Annotated in this window: 17 protein-coding genes and 1 tRNA gene; 15 read left to right on the forward strand and 3 right to left on the reverse strand. The window is 67.9% G+C overall.

Annotation, left to right across the window (positions count from 1 at the left end):
* Nucleotides 1-137: 137 nt before the first annotated feature.
* Together HUA74_RS17305 and HUA74_RS17310 are read right to left on the reverse strand one after the other, a co-directional pair.
* A complete protein-coding gene (locus HUA74_RS17305; RefSeq protein ID WP_254614449.1) occupies nucleotides 138-653 on the reverse strand; it encodes a DUF3105 domain-containing protein in 516 nt (171 codons plus the stop codon).
* Nucleotides 654-707: 54 nt separating this feature from the next.
* A complete protein-coding gene (locus HUA74_RS17310) occupies nucleotides 708-1,802 on the reverse strand; it encodes a DHH family phosphoesterase (RefSeq protein ID WP_174455384.1) in 1,095 nt (364 codons plus the stop codon).
* A 238-nt stretch (nucleotides 1,803-2,040) separates the two neighbouring features.
* Here HUA74_RS17310 and HUA74_RS17315 point away from each other — a divergent pair, with 238 nt between their 5' ends.
* The 4 genes from HUA74_RS17315 (at nucleotide 2,041) to HUA74_RS17330 (ending at nucleotide 7,368) form a co-directional block, all read left to right on the forward strand.
* Nucleotides 2,041-3,873, forward strand: coding sequence for a M2 family metallopeptidase (locus HUA74_RS17315; RefSeq protein WP_141640609.1), 1,833 nt, complete (start codon nucleotides 2,041-2,043; stop codon nucleotides 3,871-3,873).
* 117 nt (nucleotides 3,874-3,990) lie between these two features.
* Entirely contained in the window at nucleotides 3,991-4,194 is a 204-nt protein-coding gene (locus HUA74_RS17320) for a cold-shock protein (protein WP_141640610.1), read from the forward strand.
* A gap of 207 nt (nucleotides 4,195-4,401) precedes the next feature.
* A complete protein-coding gene (locus HUA74_RS17325; RefSeq protein ID WP_254625100.1) occupies nucleotides 4,402-6,387 on the forward strand; it encodes a hypothetical protein in 1,986 nt (661 codons plus the stop codon).
* A gap of 30 nt (nucleotides 6,388-6,417) precedes the next feature.
* Complete coding sequence (locus HUA74_RS17330; RefSeq protein ID WP_174455386.1) at nucleotides 6,418-7,368, forward strand: class I SAM-dependent methyltransferase; 951 nt, start codon at nucleotides 6,418-6,420, stop codon at nucleotides 7,366-7,368.
* 10 nt (nucleotides 7,369-7,378) lie between these two features.
* Here HUA74_RS17330 and HUA74_RS17335 read toward each other — a convergent pair whose 3' ends face one another.
* Nucleotides 7,379-8,095: an FKBP-type peptidyl-prolyl cis-trans isomerase gene (locus HUA74_RS17335; RefSeq protein WP_371817260.1), complete on the reverse strand. Its 717-nt coding sequence runs from the start codon at nucleotides 8,093-8,095 to the stop codon at nucleotides 7,379-7,381.
* Nucleotides 8,096-8,271: 176 nt separating this feature from the next.
* Here HUA74_RS17335 and HUA74_RS17340 point away from each other — a divergent pair, with 176 nt between their 5' ends.
* The 11 genes from HUA74_RS17340 (at nucleotide 8,272) to pheS (ending at nucleotide 17,237) form a co-directional block, all read left to right on the forward strand.
* A complete protein-coding gene (locus tag HUA74_RS17340; RefSeq protein ID WP_141640614.1) occupies nucleotides 8,272-8,622 on the forward strand; it encodes a PilZ domain-containing protein in 351 nt (116 codons plus the stop codon).
* Between the two features lie 116 nt (nucleotides 8,623-8,738).
* Nucleotides 8,739-9,545 (forward strand): hypothetical protein, encoded by an 807-nt coding sequence (locus tag HUA74_RS17345; RefSeq protein WP_174455387.1) that lies wholly within the window; start codon nucleotides 8,739-8,741, stop codon nucleotides 9,543-9,545.
* 48 nt (nucleotides 9,546-9,593) lie between these two features.
* The gene (locus tag HUA74_RS17350) at nucleotides 9,594-10,007 is read left to right on the forward strand and encodes a PEGA domain-containing protein (protein ID WP_371817250.1); all 414 of its coding nucleotides are present in this window, start codon (nucleotides 9,594-9,596) and stop codon (nucleotides 10,005-10,007) included.
* 293 nt (nucleotides 10,008-10,300) lie between these two features.
* Nucleotides 10,301-11,458, forward strand: a complete 1,158-nt coding sequence (locus HUA74_RS17355) for an AI-2E family transporter (protein ID WP_174455555.1) — start codon at nucleotides 10,301-10,303, stop codon at nucleotides 11,456-11,458.
* 5 nt (nucleotides 11,459-11,463) lie between these two features.
* On the forward strand, nucleotides 11,464-12,249 hold the full coding sequence (locus HUA74_RS17360; RefSeq protein WP_174455388.1) for a hypothetical protein: 786 nt from the start codon (nucleotides 11,464-11,466) through the stop codon (nucleotides 12,247-12,249).
* The gene (locus tag HUA74_RS17365; RefSeq protein ID WP_174455389.1) at nucleotides 12,246-12,932 is read left to right on the forward strand and encodes a uracil-DNA glycosylase; all 687 of its coding nucleotides are present in this window, start codon (nucleotides 12,246-12,248) and stop codon (nucleotides 12,930-12,932) included. Before HUA74_RS17360 ends, HUA74_RS17365 begins: the two co-directional genes overlap by 4 nt.
* A 96-nt stretch (nucleotides 12,933-13,028) precedes the next feature.
* Nucleotides 13,029-13,100, forward strand: a tRNA-Val gene (locus HUA74_RS17370).
* 76 nt (nucleotides 13,101-13,176) lie between these two features.
* Nucleotides 13,177-15,105 (forward strand): threonine--tRNA ligase, encoded by a 1,929-nt coding sequence (gene thrS, locus HUA74_RS17375; RefSeq protein WP_174455390.1) that lies wholly within the window; start codon nucleotides 13,177-13,179, stop codon nucleotides 15,103-15,105.
* 272 nt (nucleotides 15,106-15,377) lie between these two features.
* Entirely contained in the window at nucleotides 15,378-15,584 is a 207-nt protein-coding gene (gene rpmI, locus HUA74_RS17380; protein WP_141640619.1) for a 50S ribosomal protein L35, read from the forward strand.
* A 95-nt stretch (nucleotides 15,585-15,679) separates the two neighbouring features.
* Nucleotides 15,680-16,027 carry a 50S ribosomal protein L20 gene (rplT, locus tag HUA74_RS17385; protein ID WP_141640620.1) on the forward strand — a complete coding sequence of 116 codons (348 nt, stop codon included), beginning with the start codon at nucleotides 15,680-15,682 and terminating at the stop codon, nucleotides 16,025-16,027.
* Between the two features lie 160 nt (nucleotides 16,028-16,187).
* A complete protein-coding gene (gene pheS, locus HUA74_RS17390) occupies nucleotides 16,188-17,237 on the forward strand; it encodes a phenylalanine--tRNA ligase subunit alpha (RefSeq protein ID WP_141640621.1) in 1,050 nt (349 codons plus the stop codon).
* The last annotated feature ends 11 nt before the right edge of the window (nucleotides 17,238-17,248 follow it).

Here is a 17,248-nt window from a genome sequence, read left to right on the forward strand (position 1 = left end):
TGCCCGCACCCAGCGTCGGGACGCCTGCCCTCCGTACCGACGGGCGAGCCCCCGCATTCGCGGCCCAATCAACGAGCGACGGCCGTCATCCGCCGGAACCGCTCCTGGGCTCCGAGCGAGGAGTCATGCGCGAGGTTTCACGGGCCCGGGCAGGCAAGGCCAGGCTCGGGGGCATCCGAGTCCTGGTGCGCCAGGAGGCAGCGAAGGGCCTCCGGGTCCACGGCGTCCGCCAGGTACGTGCGTCGCCACAGCAGCGCGGCCACGCGCTGGGGCATCTGCGGGTCTTGCGCCACCAGGGCTCGGCGCACACCGTTTGCGCCCGTGGGCACGCTGGCCGCGGCGGCCTCGAGCTTCGCGACCTCGTCGGGACAGCCGTCGGGGCAGTTATAGAGAAACACCGCGTGCCCGTGCTCCAGGTTGTGGACGTAGAGGCAGCGAGACACGGGCTCCGCGTAGACCCCGCAGCGCGCCACGTTGCCGCAGTGCGGGCCGGAGTTCGGTGGATTCTCTCCGTTGCCGCAGGCCGGGCTGTCGCAGACGGCCAGGTGGCCTGACGACGTCTGCGCGGAGAGCGGGAAGCTGTACTGCTCGCAGCCGCGAAGTTCCCCGTCATCCGAGGAGTCGCACGCGGACAGCGACACGAGCGCGAGCAGCGAAGGGAGTACGACGAGGGCGTGTTTGAGTGGCACGGCCCTTGTCATATCCCATCAGCCCGGGAACGCGCCTCGCCGCTCCACGTCTTGAGCGCTCAGTCCTGGAAGGCCCACGGCCTCCGCGAAGCGGAGGAAGTCGGGCTGGGGCAAGCTCCCACCCGTGGCGTGGGCGTGGCCCGCTGTGAGCGCGTCTCCCAGCGCGGAGGGCGCCAGTCCCTGGAGGAGGGTCATCGGGTCTCGGGTCGCCTGGCTGCGCAGCGCGAAGTCCACGTGCCCTGGCAGGTAGCCCGTGTTGGCGGCGATGACCAGATGCTCGGGAAGGCGCTGCGCCCACCTCACGGCCACCAGGGGATGTACCAGGGCCTCGGAGCTGAACAGCAGGAGCGCCACGTTCGTCGCGATGCGTGGAGGTGTCTTCGCGCAGCGTTCGACTTCCCGACGCACTTCCAGGCGGCAGTCGCGCAGTTCGTCCACGCCGGGCACGTGGCCATCCGCGACGTCCTTCGCGTTGCGTGCGCGCAGGAGGACCTCCAGCGCCCTGGGTGCGGCGAAGCGCGCGGAGCGTCGTGCGGCGTTCACCAGGGACACCGTCTCCACCACGGCCTTGCGGTTCGCGCGTCGCAGCGCGTCCTTGAGGAACGGCATGGGCGCGTCGGTGCCGAGCGCGCCGGCCGTGCCGAGCACCGCGAGCCACTCCAGCGGCCCGGGCACGACGAGCGGTGACACGAGCACATAGGTGAGCAGGCTGGTGCTCGCGGCGGGCTCATGGCCGTGCGCGGAGAGGAGCCGAACCTCGGCGGGAAGCGGCTCGGTGTCTCGATGACGGTCCACGACGAGCGTGGGGAGGAGAGGTGTCGCCCGGCTGCCCATGGCGAGCACGATGAGGGCTTCGGGCGAGGAGGCGCGGACCCGCTCGAGGAACCCTGGCGAATGGGCATGCTCTCCCTTTCCCGGCACGCGGAGGGCGCCGGATGCACCCAGCGCTTCCAGCGCACGGACGATGAGCACGCCGGACGCGAGCCCATCCACCTCCGAGTGGGGCACGACGAGCACCCGCTTCCCGCGCTGTTGTTCCATGAAGCGACGGGCCTCGGTGAGTGCGTCCTCGGGCGCGGGCCAGGTCGGGTCCTTCGTGTGTCCAAGCAGCATGGCTTCAAAGCTGTAACGCGGCCTGGGGACTCGGGAGGGAGAGGGCAGGGGACTCGCCTGCTCCACGGGCGGGCCCTGGGGCGCGTGTCGTCCCTTTCGTCCGGGGCGCTCGATGGCGCTTTCGCGTTGCGTCAGCCGGTGACGAGGCCGGACGCCGACGTGGTGGGACGGGTGCGCAGGTGCCAGAGGGCCTACTTTCGGGATGTCATTGGCCGGCGGTTCCTCTACGGTCCGCCCCATGAAACGGACCCGACTTCCGCAGTCATTGCTGCGCTCGGCCCTCGCGGCCATGGTGCTGACCGCCGTCCCGGGCTTTGCCCAGGCGCCCGCCGCGAAGGCCACGCCCGAGGAGGCGAAGCAGTTCGCCGAGAAGGTGAACGCGGACCTCAAGCGGCTATGGACGAAACAGGCCACCGCCGAGTGGATCAAGTCCACGTACATCACCGATGACACCGAGCGGAACGCCGCCTACGTCAACGAAGAGGTGCTCGGCTACGTCAACGGCGCCATCAAGGACTCGCGCCGCTTCGACGGCCTGAAGCTCGACGCGGACACCGCGCGCATGCTGCACCTGCTGCGCGTGTCCCAGGCGTTGCCGGCGCCCTCGGACGCGAAGAAGCGCGCGGAGCTGGCGACGACGGCCGCGAAGCTGGAAGGACTCTACGGCAAGGGCAAGTACTGCGGCGCCGACGGCAAGGGCAAGTGCAGGGATTTGGAGGAGCTGTCGGACGTCATGGCGGAGAGCCGTGACTACAACGCGCTGCTGGATGCGTGGCAGGGCTGGCACTCCATCTCCAAGCCCATGCGCCCGCTCTACCAGCAGCTGGTGAGCATCTCCAACGACGGCGCCAAGGACATCGGCTTCAACGACCTGGGCACGCTGTGGCGCTCCGGCTACGACATGCAGCCCGCCGAGTTCGAGAAGGAGGCCCAGCGCCTGTGGGGCCAGGTGAAGCCCCTGTATGACGACCTGCATTGCTATGTGCGGGGCCGGCTGGCGAAGCAGTACGGCGCGGAGAAGGTGCCTTCGGGCAAGCCCATTCCGGCGCACCTGTTGGGCAACATGTGGGCCCAGGAGTGGAACAACATCTACCCCCTGGTGGAGCCGTTCCCCGGTCAGGCCAGCCTGGACGTGGACTCCGAGCTGAAGAAGCAGGACTACGACCCGCTGAAGATGGTGCGGCTGGGTGAGAAGTTCTTCACCTCGCTGGGCCTCAAGTCGCTCCCTGAGTCCTTCTTCGAGCGCTCCCAGTTCACCAAGCCGAAGGACCGGGACGTCGTCTGCCACGCCAGTGCCTGGGACGTGACGTACGAGAACGACCTGCGCATCAAGATGTGCATCAAGCCCACCGAGGAGGACCTCGTCACCATCCACCACGAGCTGGGTCACAACTACTACTACACGTACTATTACAACCTGCCCGTGCTCTATCAGGCCGGCGCGAACGACGGCTTCCACGAGGCCATTGGCGACGCGCTGACGCTGTCCATCACCCCCGCCTATCTCCAGCAGGTCGGTCTGCTGAAGGAAGTGGCGAAGAACGACAAGAACCTCATCAACCTCCAGATGAAGGACGCGCTGGAGAAGGTGGCGTTCCTGCCCTTCGGCCTGCTGGTGGACCAGTGGCGCTGGGAGGTCTTCTCCGGCCGCGTGAAGCCGGCGGACTACAACAAGTCCTGGTGGACGCTGCGACAGAAGTATCAGGGCGTGGCCGCGCCGGTGGCTCGTTCCGAGCAGGACTTCGACCCGGGCGCCAAGTATCACGTGCCGGCGAACGTCCCCTACACGCGGTACTTCCTGGCTCGCATCCTCCAGTTCCAGTTCCACAAGGCGCTGTGTGAGGCTTCAGGTTTCAAGGGCCCGCTGCACGAGTGCTCCATCTACGGCAACAAGGAGGCCGGAAAGCGGCTCCAGGCGATGCTGGAATTGGGCGCGAGCAAGCCCTGGCCGGAGGCGCTCCAGGTCGTCACTGGAACGCGGAAGATGGATGCGACACCACTGCTGGATTACTTCAGCCCGCTGCGTCAGTGGTTGAAGGCCCAGAACAAGGGCCAGAAGTGCGGCTGGTAGCCTGCTGAAGTGGACTTCCCGGGGAAAGGCCGCATAGATTCCCCGGGTCCTTTAGGGTTCGCTCGGTAGGACCGGACGGCGGATTTTCGCGTCCGTGACGAAAGAAGAAGAAATCGAATGGCTACTGGTACCGTGAAGTGGTTCAACGATGCGAAGGGCTTCGGCTTCATCACCCAGGACGGCGGTGGTGAGGACGTGTTCTGCCACCACACCGCCATCAACATGGATGGCTTCCGCACCCTCCAGGAGGGGCAGAAGGTGGAGTTCGAAGTGGCCCGCGGCCCCAAGGGTCTGCAGGCGCAGAACGTCCGCGCTGGCTGATTCCCGACGTCGTTCGCAACGACTTCCTGGATGCATCATGAGGGTCCGGCCTGCCAAGGTCGGGCCCTTCGTGCTTTCTGGTGCCTGCCCATGTCCTCTCCAAAGCCACGCTTCGTTTCCGCCGTCCGTTCCTGGCCTCTGTTGTTGGCATTGGGATGTGCCACCCCCGCACGGCCCCCTGTCATTGCGCCGAAGGAGTCCCGAGCCATGAAGCCCGCGTTCGACCTGGCGGCGGTGAAGGCCGGACTCGTGGCGAAACATGGGGAGGCGTCGCGCGAGCGCATCGAGCGGGGCGTCGATCAGGTCGCCCTGCAATGGCGGGCCGAGGACGGAGACCTGTCTGTCTTCGTGAGTGAGCAGTTCGTGTCGGACGCGCGGGTGTTGGACGCGACGTTCGCCCGGTTGGAGCGGCTGTTCGAGCAGTTGGATGGGCACATGCTCGAGCTGGGGCGCGAGACGCAGTGGTACACGGACCTGGACCTGGGGCCGCTGTTGCCGGTGGAGCCGTTGGTGGCGGCCTATGACCCGTCCTCGCACGTCACCGAGGACCTGTTCCGCGCGAAGGTCGCCTTCGTGGTGCTGCTCAACTTCCCGCTGACGACGCTGTCGGAGCGCACGGAGAAGGGGCCCACGTGGACGCGCAGGCAGTGGGCGGAGGCGAGGCTCGCCGGGCGCTTCAGCATGCGGGTTCCCGCGGATATCGCCCAGGAGTCCTCGCGTGAGGTGGCGGCGGCGAACCTCTACATCGCCGAGTACAACGTGTGGATGCACCACCTGCTGGACGAGCGCGGCGAGCGGCTCTTCCCGAAGGGGCTGCGGCTCATCAGCCATTGGAACCTGCGCGACGAGCTGAAGGCGGACTACGCGGACCCGCGAGGGCGCGGGAAGCAGCGCATGATCGTCCAGGTGATGGAGCGCATCATCACCCAGACGATTCCGGCGGCCGTCATCGACAACCCGAGGCTGGACTGGAACCCATACACCAACGTCGTCGCGGTGGCGCCGGCGGACACGGTGGAGGCGGATGCGCCATCGAAGGAAGCCAAGGCGGACGCGACGCGGGAGCAGGACGTGCGCTACGCGCGGCTGCTCGCCATCTTCCAGGCCGCGCGCAGGGCGGACCCGTTCGTGCCGGTGGCGCCCACGCGCATCGCTCGCGCCTTCGAGCTGGGTCGGGAGCTGCCCGAGGAGCGGGTGAAGGCGCTGCTGACGCAGGTGCTGGAGTCCCCGCTGGTGCCGCGTGTGGCGAAGGAGATTGAGACAAGGCTGGGCCGGAAGCTGGAGCCGCAGGACGTCTGGTATTCGGGGTTCAAGCCGGGAGCCCAGCGGCCGGAGTCGGAGCTGGATGCGTTGACTCGCAAGCGCTACCCGAGCGCGGAGGCGTTTGCGCAAGACATGCCCCGCATCCTTCGCGGCATGGGGTTCAGCGCGCAGAAGGCGGACTGGCTCGCGGCGCACATCCGCGTGGATGCCTCGCGGGGGGCGGGACATGCCCAGCAGGCGATGCGCAGGGGGGACTTCCCTCGGCTGCGCACGCGCGTGGAGAAGGAGGGCATGAGCTACAAGGGCTACAACATCGCGGTGCACGAGCTGGGGCACAACGTGGAGCAGGCCTTCAGTCTCTACGGCGTGGACCACACGTTGCTCACGGGTGTCCCCAACAACGCCTTCACGGAGGCGCTGGCCTTCGTGTTCCAGGCGCGGGATTTGGAGCTGCTCGGGCTGGGCAAGCCGGATGCGGCCAGCGAGCGGGAGCGGGTGCTCGGCGACTTCTGGCAGACGTGGGAGCGCTCGGGCATCGCGATGGTGGACATGGGCGTGTGGCACTGGCTGTACGCGCACCCGGAGGCCACCGCCGCGGAGCTGCGTGAGGCGGTGGTGTCGATCTCCCGCGACGTGTGGGCTCGCTACTTCGCGCCGGTGCTGGGGGGCGAGGGGACGACGCTGCTCGCCATCTACAGCCACATGATCAGCTACCCGCTGTATCTGCCGGACTATCCGCTGGGGCATCTCATCGCGTTCCAGATTGAGGAGCACCTGTCGCGCAAGGGGCCGCTGGGCGCGGAGTTCGAGCGGATGGCGACGTATGGCTCGGTGACGCCGGACGTGTGGATGACGCATGCGACGGGCGCGCCGGTGAGCGCGGAGCCGCTGCTGCGGGCGACAGAGGCCGCGTTGAAGGGGAAGCCGTAGTCCCACGCGGTGGTAGGCTGCGCGCCGCACATGCCCATCAAGCGTCGACTCAAGGAGCTGCTGGCCCAAGGACTGGTGAACGGAGGTCGGCGGCTCGGGCTGCTCGACGACCCTCGGCTGTTCCAGGTCTTCGAGCGGAGCGGCTACCACGTCACGCCGAACCACTTCTATCAGCCCATCCCCGACACAAGCTCGCTGCCGGAGTCGCTCTGGAGCGCGCGCTCGGAGCTGGTGGGCGTGGACCTGCGCGAGTCCAGGCAGCTCGAACTCCTGGAGCGCTTCTCCACGCAGTATCGCGACGAATACACGGCCTTCCCGCGCGAGCCCACGGGCGTCCCGCACGAGTTCCACCTGGACAACAGCGCGTTCGGGACGGTGGACGCGGAGCTGCTGTACTGCCTGGTGCGGGAACTCAAACCGCGCCGGCTCTTCGAGATTGGCTCGGGCTGGTCCACGCGGCTGGCGGCGCAGGCGTGCCGGGTGAATGAGTCACACGGCGCGCCCGCTTGTGAGCTGGTGGCGTTCGAGCCCTATCCGAGCGACGTGCTGCGCGCGGGCTTCCCCGGGCTGACGCGCCTGGAGCCGATGAAGGCGCAGGACATTCCATTGTCGGAGGTGGCGAGGCTGGAGGAGAACGACGTCCTCTTCATCGACTCGAGCCACGTGTTGAAGGTGGGCAGTGACGTCCAGGTGGAGTTCCTGGAGCTGCTGCCCCGGTTGAAGAAGGGCGTGGTGGTGCACATCCACGACATCTTCCTGCCGGCGGAGTACCCCAGGGCCTGGGTGCTGGAGCACCGGCGCTTCTGGACGGAGCAGTACCTGCTCCAGGCGTTCCTGTCCTTCAATGACAGCTTCGAGGTGCTCTGGGGCAGCAGCTTCATGCACCTGACGCATGCGGACCGACTGCGTCAGGCCTTCCCGTCGTATCGAGGCACTCCCGTGGACTGGCCCGGGAGCTTCTGGATTCGTCGGGTGAAATGAGCCGCGCGGCTTACCGCCGAGACGTGTCGCCGGGGATGTCCACCAGCTCCACGTCGAAGACGAGGACGGCGTTGGGCGGAATGCGCGAGCCCGGAGGAGGGCGCTCGCCGTACGCGGTGGCGCCGGGGCACGTGAGCTTCGCCTTGCCGCCCACCTTCATCCGCGCGACGCCCTGGGTCCAGCAGGCGATGACGCCGTTGAGAGGGAACTCGACGGGGATGCCGCGCTTGGCCGACGTGTCGAACACGGAGCCATCCACCAGTCGCCCTTCGTAGTGGACCTTCACGGTGTCGGTGACGCGGGGGCTCTTGCCGTTGCCCGCCTGCGTCTCGCGATAGATGACGCCCGTGGGCAGCTTCACCGCGCCGGGCTCCTTCGCCGCGCGCTCCAGCGCCGCGTTGCCGGCCTGGGACTGACGCGACTTCGCGAACGCCTGAATCTTGGGCGCGTACTCCTTGGGCTCGACGGTGGCAGTGCCGGCCATTCCGTCGGCGACGCCGCGCTGGAGGATGAGGACTTCTTCTGGCGTGAGGGCGAAGAGGGAGAGGTCCTTCCCCACGCTGACGCCGAGCGCGTAGATGGTCTTTCCGTCCTCGGAGAGTTCCCCGGGAGGAGGAGTCGGGGCCGAGGGAGCCTTCGCCGTGGGCTCGGACTTCTTCGCCGCGCCGCCACCCTGGGCGTGTGCTCCCGTGGTGCCAAGCACCAGGGCGAGTGTTGCCATGCACATCGTCGTTCGCATGCTTCCACCTTTCATCATGTGGGCTGGAATATAGGGCCCACGCGCTCGCGCCCAGCACGGAGTGGTGGGTCGTTTTCTTGCGAGTTCAGCACCTGCCTCTACCCTGCATCCAGGTTGCTTCAACCCCGGAGCAACCTGTTGCACGCAGCGGAGGCGACGGAGCGATGAGCGACAAGCGGAAGGCGAAGCGGGCGCCCCTCGACATCTACCTGAACAAGTACATGGGCGGCGTGCCGTACATGTCGCGGGCCGCGGACATCAGCCCGGAAGGGGTGAGTCTGGCACGGTTGATTGAACCCCAGCACGAAGCCAAGCGCGTGGGCCTCCAGTTCCAGCTCCCGGGCTCGGAAGAAATCATCTACGCGGAAGGCGAAGTCGTACGCGAGTGGGTGGAGCTGTCCACGGCCAAACGCGGCGAGCGCTCCGGCGTGAAGTTCACCCTCCTCACCGAGCGGCACCGGAAGATGATCGACGCCTACGTCGACCGTCACGGCCGCCCGGGCAGCGAGAACTGACGCGACGCGTTGCTCCTCGGAGGTTGTCTTGACTTCCAAGGAGGCGGGCTCCTTGAATGGGCAGCCATTCTGCCCTGGGACTACCCAAGGTATCGGGTGAGGACGGGAGGAGCTCCATGCGGCATTTGCGATGGGCGGTGTTGCTGGCCGTGCCTCTGTCGGCGTTCGGCCAGGGCAAGGCGGCGAAGCCCGTCCCCACCGTTGAGGTTGTCCGTCCGGTGGGGAGTGTGGGCGTGAATTGGGAGGGGCAGGTGCTTCGGGCGACCGGGGCGGGTGCTCCCGATTTGAAGGCGGCGAATCCGGGGCAGGCGCGCCTGGGGGCCGAGCGCTCCGCGAAGCAGGATGCGTCCAAGAATCTCCTCGAGCAGGTGCGCACGCTGCAGTTGAGCGCGGGGCGGAGCGTCGGCGACGAGATGGTGCGGAGCGAGGTGCGCGAGCGGGTGGAGACGGCGGTCCGTGGCCACAAGGTCGTCGCCAAGCGTTTCTTCTCGGACAGTGGCGTGGAGCTGGATGTGGAGGTGCCGCTGGCGGCGATTACGTCCGCGCTGGTGGTGCCCGCACCGGGAGCGACCATCGTCTTCAACAGCGCGGGCGCGAAGAAGTACACGGGCCTCGTGGTGGATGCGCGAGGGTTGGGGCTCAAGCCCGTGCTCGCGCCCCGGCTGCTGGATGCGGCGGGCAAGGCGCTCTATGGGGCGGGTGCGCTCGCGAGCGAGGTCCGCGAGTCCACCGGTGTCGCCGCGTGGTTCAACAGCCTGGATGCGGCGAAGAAGGCCGCGCTGGTGGGAGAGAAGCCCATGGTGGTGAAGGCCACCGGGTTGAAGGGCTCCGACCTGGTGCTCGCCTCGGATGACGTGAAGACGCTGGGAGAGGTCAACACGGGCTTCCTGGCCGAGGGCCGTGTCGTCATCGTCACGCAGTAGCGCGGATGCTGGCTCCCGAGGCCCGGTTCCGCGCGGCAGGGGACTTCGGTGGAAGGTCGACAGGGTGATGGGGTGAGTGGTGCGCGGGTGGGACGGTGGCCGAGGTACGGCGCGGGATTGTTCCTGCTGTCACTGCTGGGGTGCGCGGGGCAGCAGGAGCCCGACTCGATGGCGCGGGCGCGCGAGCTGATGGCTGGTGCCCAGGGCACGAGCGGAGACGTGGTGCTGCGGTGTGAGCCCGATGACGCCGAGGTGTATCTGGACGGCGTGCTCCAGGGCGCGTGCAGTGACTACGCCGGCAATCCCCGGGGGCTGACGCTGGGGACGGGCCTGCATCAAATCGAAGTGAAGAAGCAGGGGTACTGGCCCTATACGACGTACTACGAGCCCAGTGGTGCCCGGGCGAGGCTGACCATCCAACTGCGCTCCTCGGAGAGCGCGCCCGGGGGAAGCACTCCGTGACGGGTGTCGCCGGTTCGCGGCGGGGATGTCCAAGGGGGCTGCCTGCCGTTCATCCAACCAGGCGGGACCGCGCCACGGATGCCCTCGTGGTTTCCCTGGAAGCCTGGGCGATGATGCGCCGTGGGTCCGGGCCTTTCCGTCCGAACCCTGACGGGGCCTAAGCTGGACGCTTTCGGGATGCGCAATGACGGCTTGAAGAAGCCGTAATCCACGAACGATTCGTGGAAGAGGAGTGGGTCATCGGACGCCGCAACAACAAGAAGAGCAGCCCCGGGTCGGTGAGCCAGGCGCCGGTGCCTCCCGTGCTTCACTCCGTGAAGGAAGCGCCGTCGCCGCCGGTGGCAGCGGTGCCGGAGGTCGAGCTGACGGAGGTCGAGGCTCGTCGCATCGACCTGTGGTGGTCGGCGGTGATGGTGGGCTCGCTGGGATTGGTGTTCGCGCTGCTGGCGGTGTTCGGCGGCGTGGCGGTGCCGGTGCTGCTGGCGCTGTCCGGAGCCTACATCTTCAATCCGATGGTGACGGCCCTGGAGCGCAGGGGGTTGGATCGGACGCTGGGGACGACGGTGGTCTTCGTGGCGGGGACCCTGCTGATGGTGGGCGCGGTGCTCTATCTCGTCCCGGTGTTTCGTGACGAGGCGCTGAAGCTGCCGGACTTCTTCCGTCGCGCGAGCACGCAGGTGGTGCCTCGGCTGGAGGGGTTGCTGGGGCGCTCGGTGCCGGACCTGGTGCGGCAGCGCACCACGGAGTTGGGACAGCAGGCGTCGGACCTGGTGCAGAGCGCGGGCCCCGCCGCCGCGCGCCTCCTGGCGGCCTTCGCGGGCAACACGGCGCGGTTCGTCGTGACGCTGCTGGGGCTGGCGGTGGTGCCGGTGCTGGCCTTCTTCTTCCTGCAGGACTACCCGCGACTGATGGGGCGGCTGAAGGACCTGCTGCCGCGACGCGCGGTGGGGCTGGTGGGACGTCGCTTCGCGGAGGTCGACGAGGTGCTGTCCGCCTTCGTGCGCGGGCAGTTGACGGTGGGCGCGATGCTGTCGGTCATCTACGCCGCGGGCCTGTCGGTGGCGCGCATCGACATGGCCATCGTCATCGGGGTGATCGCCGGGTTTGGCAACATGGTGCCGTACCTGGGGACGGGGCTCGGAATCGTGCTCTCGCTGGTGGGGTTGATGCTGTCGTGGCAGGGGCCCTGGCAGCTGGGCGTGGTGGCGGGCACGTTCATCTTCGGCCAGATGCTGGAGGGCTTCGTCATCACCCCGCGCATTGTCGGAGAGAAGGTGGGGCTCGCGCCGGTAGCGGTCATCATCGCCATCCTGGCGTTCGGTGAGCTGTTCGGCTTCGTGGGCATCCTCCTGGCGGTGCCGGTGGCGGCCATCCTCAAGGTTGTCTTGAGCGTGGTGGTGCAGCGCTACCAGCGGACCTCGCTGTACACGGGCGAGGCTCGCTCGAAGTGATCGGCGTGGCGGTGTTGCTGGCGGCGGTGCTGGCGCAGGCTCCAGGCCCCGCCAGCCTGACGCTGCCCCACTATCGGCTCCACCTCCGGGTGGATGAGTCGGTGGATGCGGATGCCCTGCGCTCCCTCGCTGGTAGCGGGACGGTGCTGTGGCTGAGCACCCGTTCGAACATGTTGCGAGACTCGACGCTGGAGGCGCTCAAGAGCTTCCCCGAGGTCTATGTCCAGGTCCGTCCACCGCTCCTGGAGGCGCATGCGCGGCAGCTCGGGCGGGCACCCCGGGTGGGGCTCTGGGTGGATTCGTCGACGCTCGACGCGTCGGGCTGGCACCACCGGCTGGGGCCCAGGGCCGTGGCGGTGGAGGTCCGTGGGGTGCTCGATGTGGACGTCGCCAGTCGCGTGGCGGACGTGAGGCCCTCGCGGGTGGCGTGGTTTCCCGGGCCCGAGGATGCGAGCCTGGCGGGCTGGGGCGAGTTCGTGCAGCTCCCGGGTGCGAAGCTGCTGGGGCCCATCGCGCTGGGTGGGCGCGACGTGGCTCTCGGCGCGTGGCCCTGGAGGTCTTCGGCGTCGAGGGTCTTGTTGTGGACCGACGCGAAGGGGAGGGCGCTGGGAAGCGCTGTCCGGCGGATCCGCGTGAGGGAGCCCTTGGATGAGGTGACCCTCGTCGCGCTGTTCGTCAAGGAGCCGGCCACGGAGCTGGAGCTTGAAGTGGGCGCGGACCCGGAGTCCCTGGGTTATGCCCGGGCCTGGGTCGAGCGGCTGGAGGCCGCGGTGAGCGGGAGCGCGCGGTGACGAAGCTGGAGCAACTGCATCAGGAGATTTCGTCGTGCCGGAGCTGTCCCCGGCTGGTGGAGTGGCGCGAGGAAGTCGCCCGGGTGAAACGCCGCGCGTACCGCGAGTGGACCTACTGGGGGCGGCCGGTGCCGGGCTTCGGAGATCCGCGGGCGAGGCTCGTCATCGTCGGCCTGGCGCCGGCGGCGCATGGGGCCAACCGGACGGGGCGCATGTTCACCGGAGACAGGTCCGGGGACTTCCTCTTCGCGGGACTGCACCGGGCGGGGTTCGCGAACCAGGGGACGAGTGAGCACCGGGAGGACGGGCTGGCGCTGAGGGATGCCTTCATCGTGGCGGCCGCCCGCTGCGCTCCACCGGAAAACAAGCCGCTTCCCGAGGAGCTGGCTCGCTGTGCGCCGTTCCTGGATCGGGAGATGGCCCTGTTGCCCGCCCGGGTGCTGCTCGCCCTGGGGGCCATCGGCTGGAACGCGGCGCTCGCCTCGCTGGAGCGGACCGGAATGAAGTTCGGATCACCGCGCCCCGCGTTCGGACACGGGGCGGAGCTGGCGCTCCCGGATGGGCGGATCCTCCTGGGCTGCTACCACGTCAGTCAGCAGAACACGCAGACGGGGCGGCTGACGCCGGCCATGTTCGATGTGGTGATGGCGAGGGTCCGAGCGCTGATCGCAGCGAAGCCGTAGGGACGCGCCGGGAAATTGGGAAGATCGGATGCGCAGTCGCGTGTTTGCTTGACAGCTACGGGAGCCCGCTGTTATTCCCCGCGCCACCTCAGCACCGGGTCGTTAGCTCAGCGGTAGAGCACTACCTTGACACGGTAGGGGTCAGTGGTTCGATCCCACTACGACCCAACACAGTTGATGTGATCTCCAGCGGGCGGCACGGCTTTCAAGAGCCCTGCCGCCCGCGGTTTTTCCGAGGTATCGCATGTCCGACATGATCACGGTCACCCTCCCCGACGGCAGTCAGAAGCAGGCCGCCCGGGGGACCACCATCGCGGACTTCGTTCGGGAGAGCATCGGTGCCGGCCTGGCGAAGGCCGCGCTGTTCGCTCGGGTGAACGGTCAGGACATGGACCTGGCCCGGAAGCTCGACGAGGACGCGAAGCTGCAGATCTTCACGCCCAAGAGCCCGGAGTCCCTGGAGCTCATCCGGCACGACGCGGCCCACGTGGTGGCCAGCGCCGTCCAGAAGCTCTTCCCCGGCACGCAGGTGACCATCGGTCCCGCGACGGAGGAGGGCTTCTACTACGACTTCTTCCGCGAGAAGCCGTTCACGCCCGACGACCTGGAGAAGATCGAGGCCGAGGCGAACGCCGAGCTGAAGCGGGACCTCGCGTTCGTCCGGACCGAAATCTCCATGGACGACGCCATTCGCCTCTTCGAGGAGAAGGGCGAGAAGTTCAAGGTGGAGATCGTCAAGGACATCGCCGCGCGCGGCGCCAAGACGCTCACCCTCTACACCCACGGCGACTGGGTGGACTTCTGCCTGGGGCCCCACGCCCCGAGCACCGGGAAGATCGGCGTCATCAAGATCCTCTCGTCCAGCGGAGCGTACTGGCGCGGTGACCACCGCAACCCGATGCTCCAGCGCGTCTACGGCACGGCCTTCTTCGACAAGAAGGCGATGCAGGAGTACCTGACGCGCATCGAGGAGTCGAAGAAGCGCGACCACCGCAAGCTGGGCAAGGAGCTGGACCTCTTCCACTTCCACCCGTACGCGCCCGGCGCCGCCTTCTGGACCCCGAAGGGCACGACGTTCTACCAGACGCTCTCCGACTGGATGCGCCGGCTCACGGCGAATGACGGCTACGTGGAGATCAAGACGCCCCTGATGTTCAACAAGGGGCTCTGGGAGACGAGCGGCCACTGGGGCAAGTACAAGGAGAACATGTTCCTCGTGCTCGACAGTGAGTCGGGTGAGCATGACTTCTCGCTCAAGCCGATGAACTGCCCGTCGCACCACCTGTTCTACGGCTTCAAGAAGCACAGCTACCGCGACCTGCCGCTGCGCCTGCACACCCAGGACGTGCTGCACCGCAACGAGGCGGCGGGCTCGCTCGGCGGCCTCACCCGGGTGCGCCAGTTCGCGCAGGACGACGCGCACATCTACTGCACGGAGGCGCAGATCACCGACGAGGTGAAGCGCTTCGTGAAGCTGCTGGACCACGTCTACAAGGCGGTGGGCCTGACGTACGCGGTGAAGCTGTCCACGCGTCCGGAACAGCGGCTGGGAGATGACTCCCTGTGGGATCGCGCCGAGGCGGGCCTGAAGACGGCGCTCGAGTCGCTGGGCCTGGAGTACGAGCTGGCCCCGGGCGACGGTGCCTTCTACGGCCCGAAGATCGACTTCACGGTGTCCGACAGTATCGGGCGCCGCTGGCAGCTGGGCACCATGCAGCTGGACTACCTGGCCCCGGAGCGCTTCGACCTGTCCTACGTGGGCGAGGACAACGCGCTCCACCGGCCCGTCGTGCTCCACCGCGCCATCTTCGGCTCCTTCGAGCGCTTCACCGCCATCCTCATCGAGCACTTCGCGGGGGCCTTCCCGGCGTGGCTGTCGCCCATCCAGGCGGTCATCGTCGTCGTGGCGGACCGGCAGGCGGACTACGCGCGCAAGGTGCGCGACACGCTGCGGGCCAAGGGCTTCCGGGTGGACTTCGACGACCGCGGCATGTCCCTCAACGCGAAGATCCGCGAGGCGCAGCTCCAGAAGATTCCGTTCACCCTCGTGGTGGGCGACAACGAGGTCGCCGCGGAGGGCGTGGCGCCCCGCCGGTACGGGGGCGAGGACCTCAAGAGCATGAAGCTCACGGACTTCGAGGCCCTGTTGGCCAAGGAGACCGCCCTGCCGTAGGCCGTTGGACGGGGTGGTCCGTGCATTGCGGACAGGTCTTGACTCCCCGTCATGCCCAAGTATCTTGGGGCACTTTTGTAGGAATCGTCGCACCCAGCCCGAAAGGGCAGGGGGCGCGGGGACGGTAGGTCGACGGCTTGGCGTGCGGTCGGCGGTAGCCATTCCAGTTGAAAAGAAATAGTGGTAGAGGCTGCCGGCTCCCGCCGTGGCCTTGGGTGAAAACGCCAGAGGCCGTGACGCTGACGGCACGCTGTAAGGAAGGAATCAGGACGATGCCGAAGTTGAAGACCCGCAGTGGCGCGAAGAAGCGCTTCCAGGTGAAGAAGAGCGGCAAGGTCAAGCACGGCAAGGCCTACGGCAAGCACCTCTTCACTCACGCCAAGACGCCGAAGCAGAAGCGCGGCAACCGCGGCACCAGCCATCTTCGCGACATGGATGCGAAGAAGGTCATCAAGGAAATGTTCCCCTACGGGGCCTGAGCCACGGCTCGGCAACCTCGTGGCCCTTGGCGGAGCGGCGTGAAGCCGGCACCGCGCGGGGGCTGACAACCTACGCAGTCCGGAGTGAGTGAAACATGCGCGTCAAGAAGGGTGTAAAGGCTCGTCGCCGTCGCAATAAGATTTTGAAGCTGGCCAAGGGTTTCCGCGGCCGCCGGAAGAACTGCTTCCGCCGGGCGAACCAGGCGGTTGAGCGCGCCCTGGACTACGCCAGCCGCGACCGCATGCAGCGCAAGCGGGACTTCCGTCGCCTGTGGATCGTCCGCATCAATGCGGCGGCCCGCACGGTCGGCCTGTCCTACTCGAAGCTGATCGCCGGCCTGGCGAAGGCGAAGATCAGCCTGGACCGCAAGGTGCTGTCGGACATGGCCATCGCGGACCCCTCGGGCTTCGCGGCCATCGCCAACATCGCGAAGGCGGCCTGATTCACGCCGGTCCTCCCTGAGGGCCAGCGACAGAGCGGGTGAGGTGGCCTTCACGGGCCGCCCGCCTGCGTGAGTAAACGGGCTGCCTCTCCAGGGCGGCCCTTTTTTTTGCCCCGATGGGCCATGCGTCCAGGGGCCGTGCAACGGAGGCGACAAGGCCATGCGGGACAGGTTGCAGGCGTTGGCGGAGGCCGCTCGGCGGGAGATCGCGGGGGCGTCCGAGTTGCCCGCGGTGGAAGCGCTTCGGGTCCGTTACCTGGGCAAGAAGGGCGAGCTGTCCGGAGTCCTTGGCGGCATGGGCAAGCTGCCCCCCGAGGAGCGACGGGCGCTGGGTGAGGTGGCCAACATCGTCAAGGCGGAGCTGGAGAAGCTGCTCGCCGAGGCCACGCAGCGCGCGGAAGACGCCGCGCTGGAGGCCCAGCTCCAGGGGCCCGGGCTGGACGTGACGTTGCCCGGTCGCGCGGTGGCGCCGGGGAGCCGGCACCCGGTGTCGAGGACGATGGAGGACATCGTCCGGACGTTCTCCCGGCTTGGCTTCGACGTGGCCGCGGGCCCCGAAATCGAGCTGGACTACTTCAACTTCGAGGCGCTGAACCTCCCGAAGGACCACCCCGCGCGGGACATGCAGGACACGTTCTACGTGGACGAGCCGTCACTGGGGCACGCGAAGAAGGCGGACAGCTCCGTGTTGCTGCGCACGCACACGTCGCCGGTGCAGGTGCGGTACATGCTGCAGCGCAAGCCACCCATCCGCGCGGTGATGCCGGGGCGGGTGTACCGCCGCGACTCGGACATCACCCACACGCCGATGTTCCACCAGGTGGAAGGCCTGCTGGTGGACAAGGACGTGACGTTCGCCGAGCTGAAGGGCTCGCTGGACGCGTTCGTGAAGGCGTTCTTCGGCTCGGACACGCGCACGCGTTTCCGCCCGTCGTTCTTCCCCTTCACCGAGCCGTCGGCGGAGGTGGACATCTCCTGCACCTCGTGTGGCGGCAAGGGCTGCCGCGTGTGCAAGCAGACGGGCTGGTTGGAGGTGCTGGGCAGCGGGATGGTGCACCCCAACGTGTTCACCTCCGCGGGGTATGACCCGGGCGAGGTGACGGGCTACGCGTTCGGCATGGGCGTGGAGCGCATCGCCATGCTGCGCTACCGCATCGACGACCTGCGGATGATGTTCGAGAACGACGCTCGGTTTCTCGAGCAGTTCTGAGTCCTTCGGGC

The sequence above is a fragment of the Myxococcus sp. CA051A genome (assembly GCF_013336705.1).
Taxonomy (GTDB): domain Bacteria; phylum Myxococcota; class Myxococcia; order Myxococcales; family Myxococcaceae; genus Myxococcus; species Myxococcus llanfairpwllgwyngyllgogerychwyrndrobwllllantysiliogogogochensis.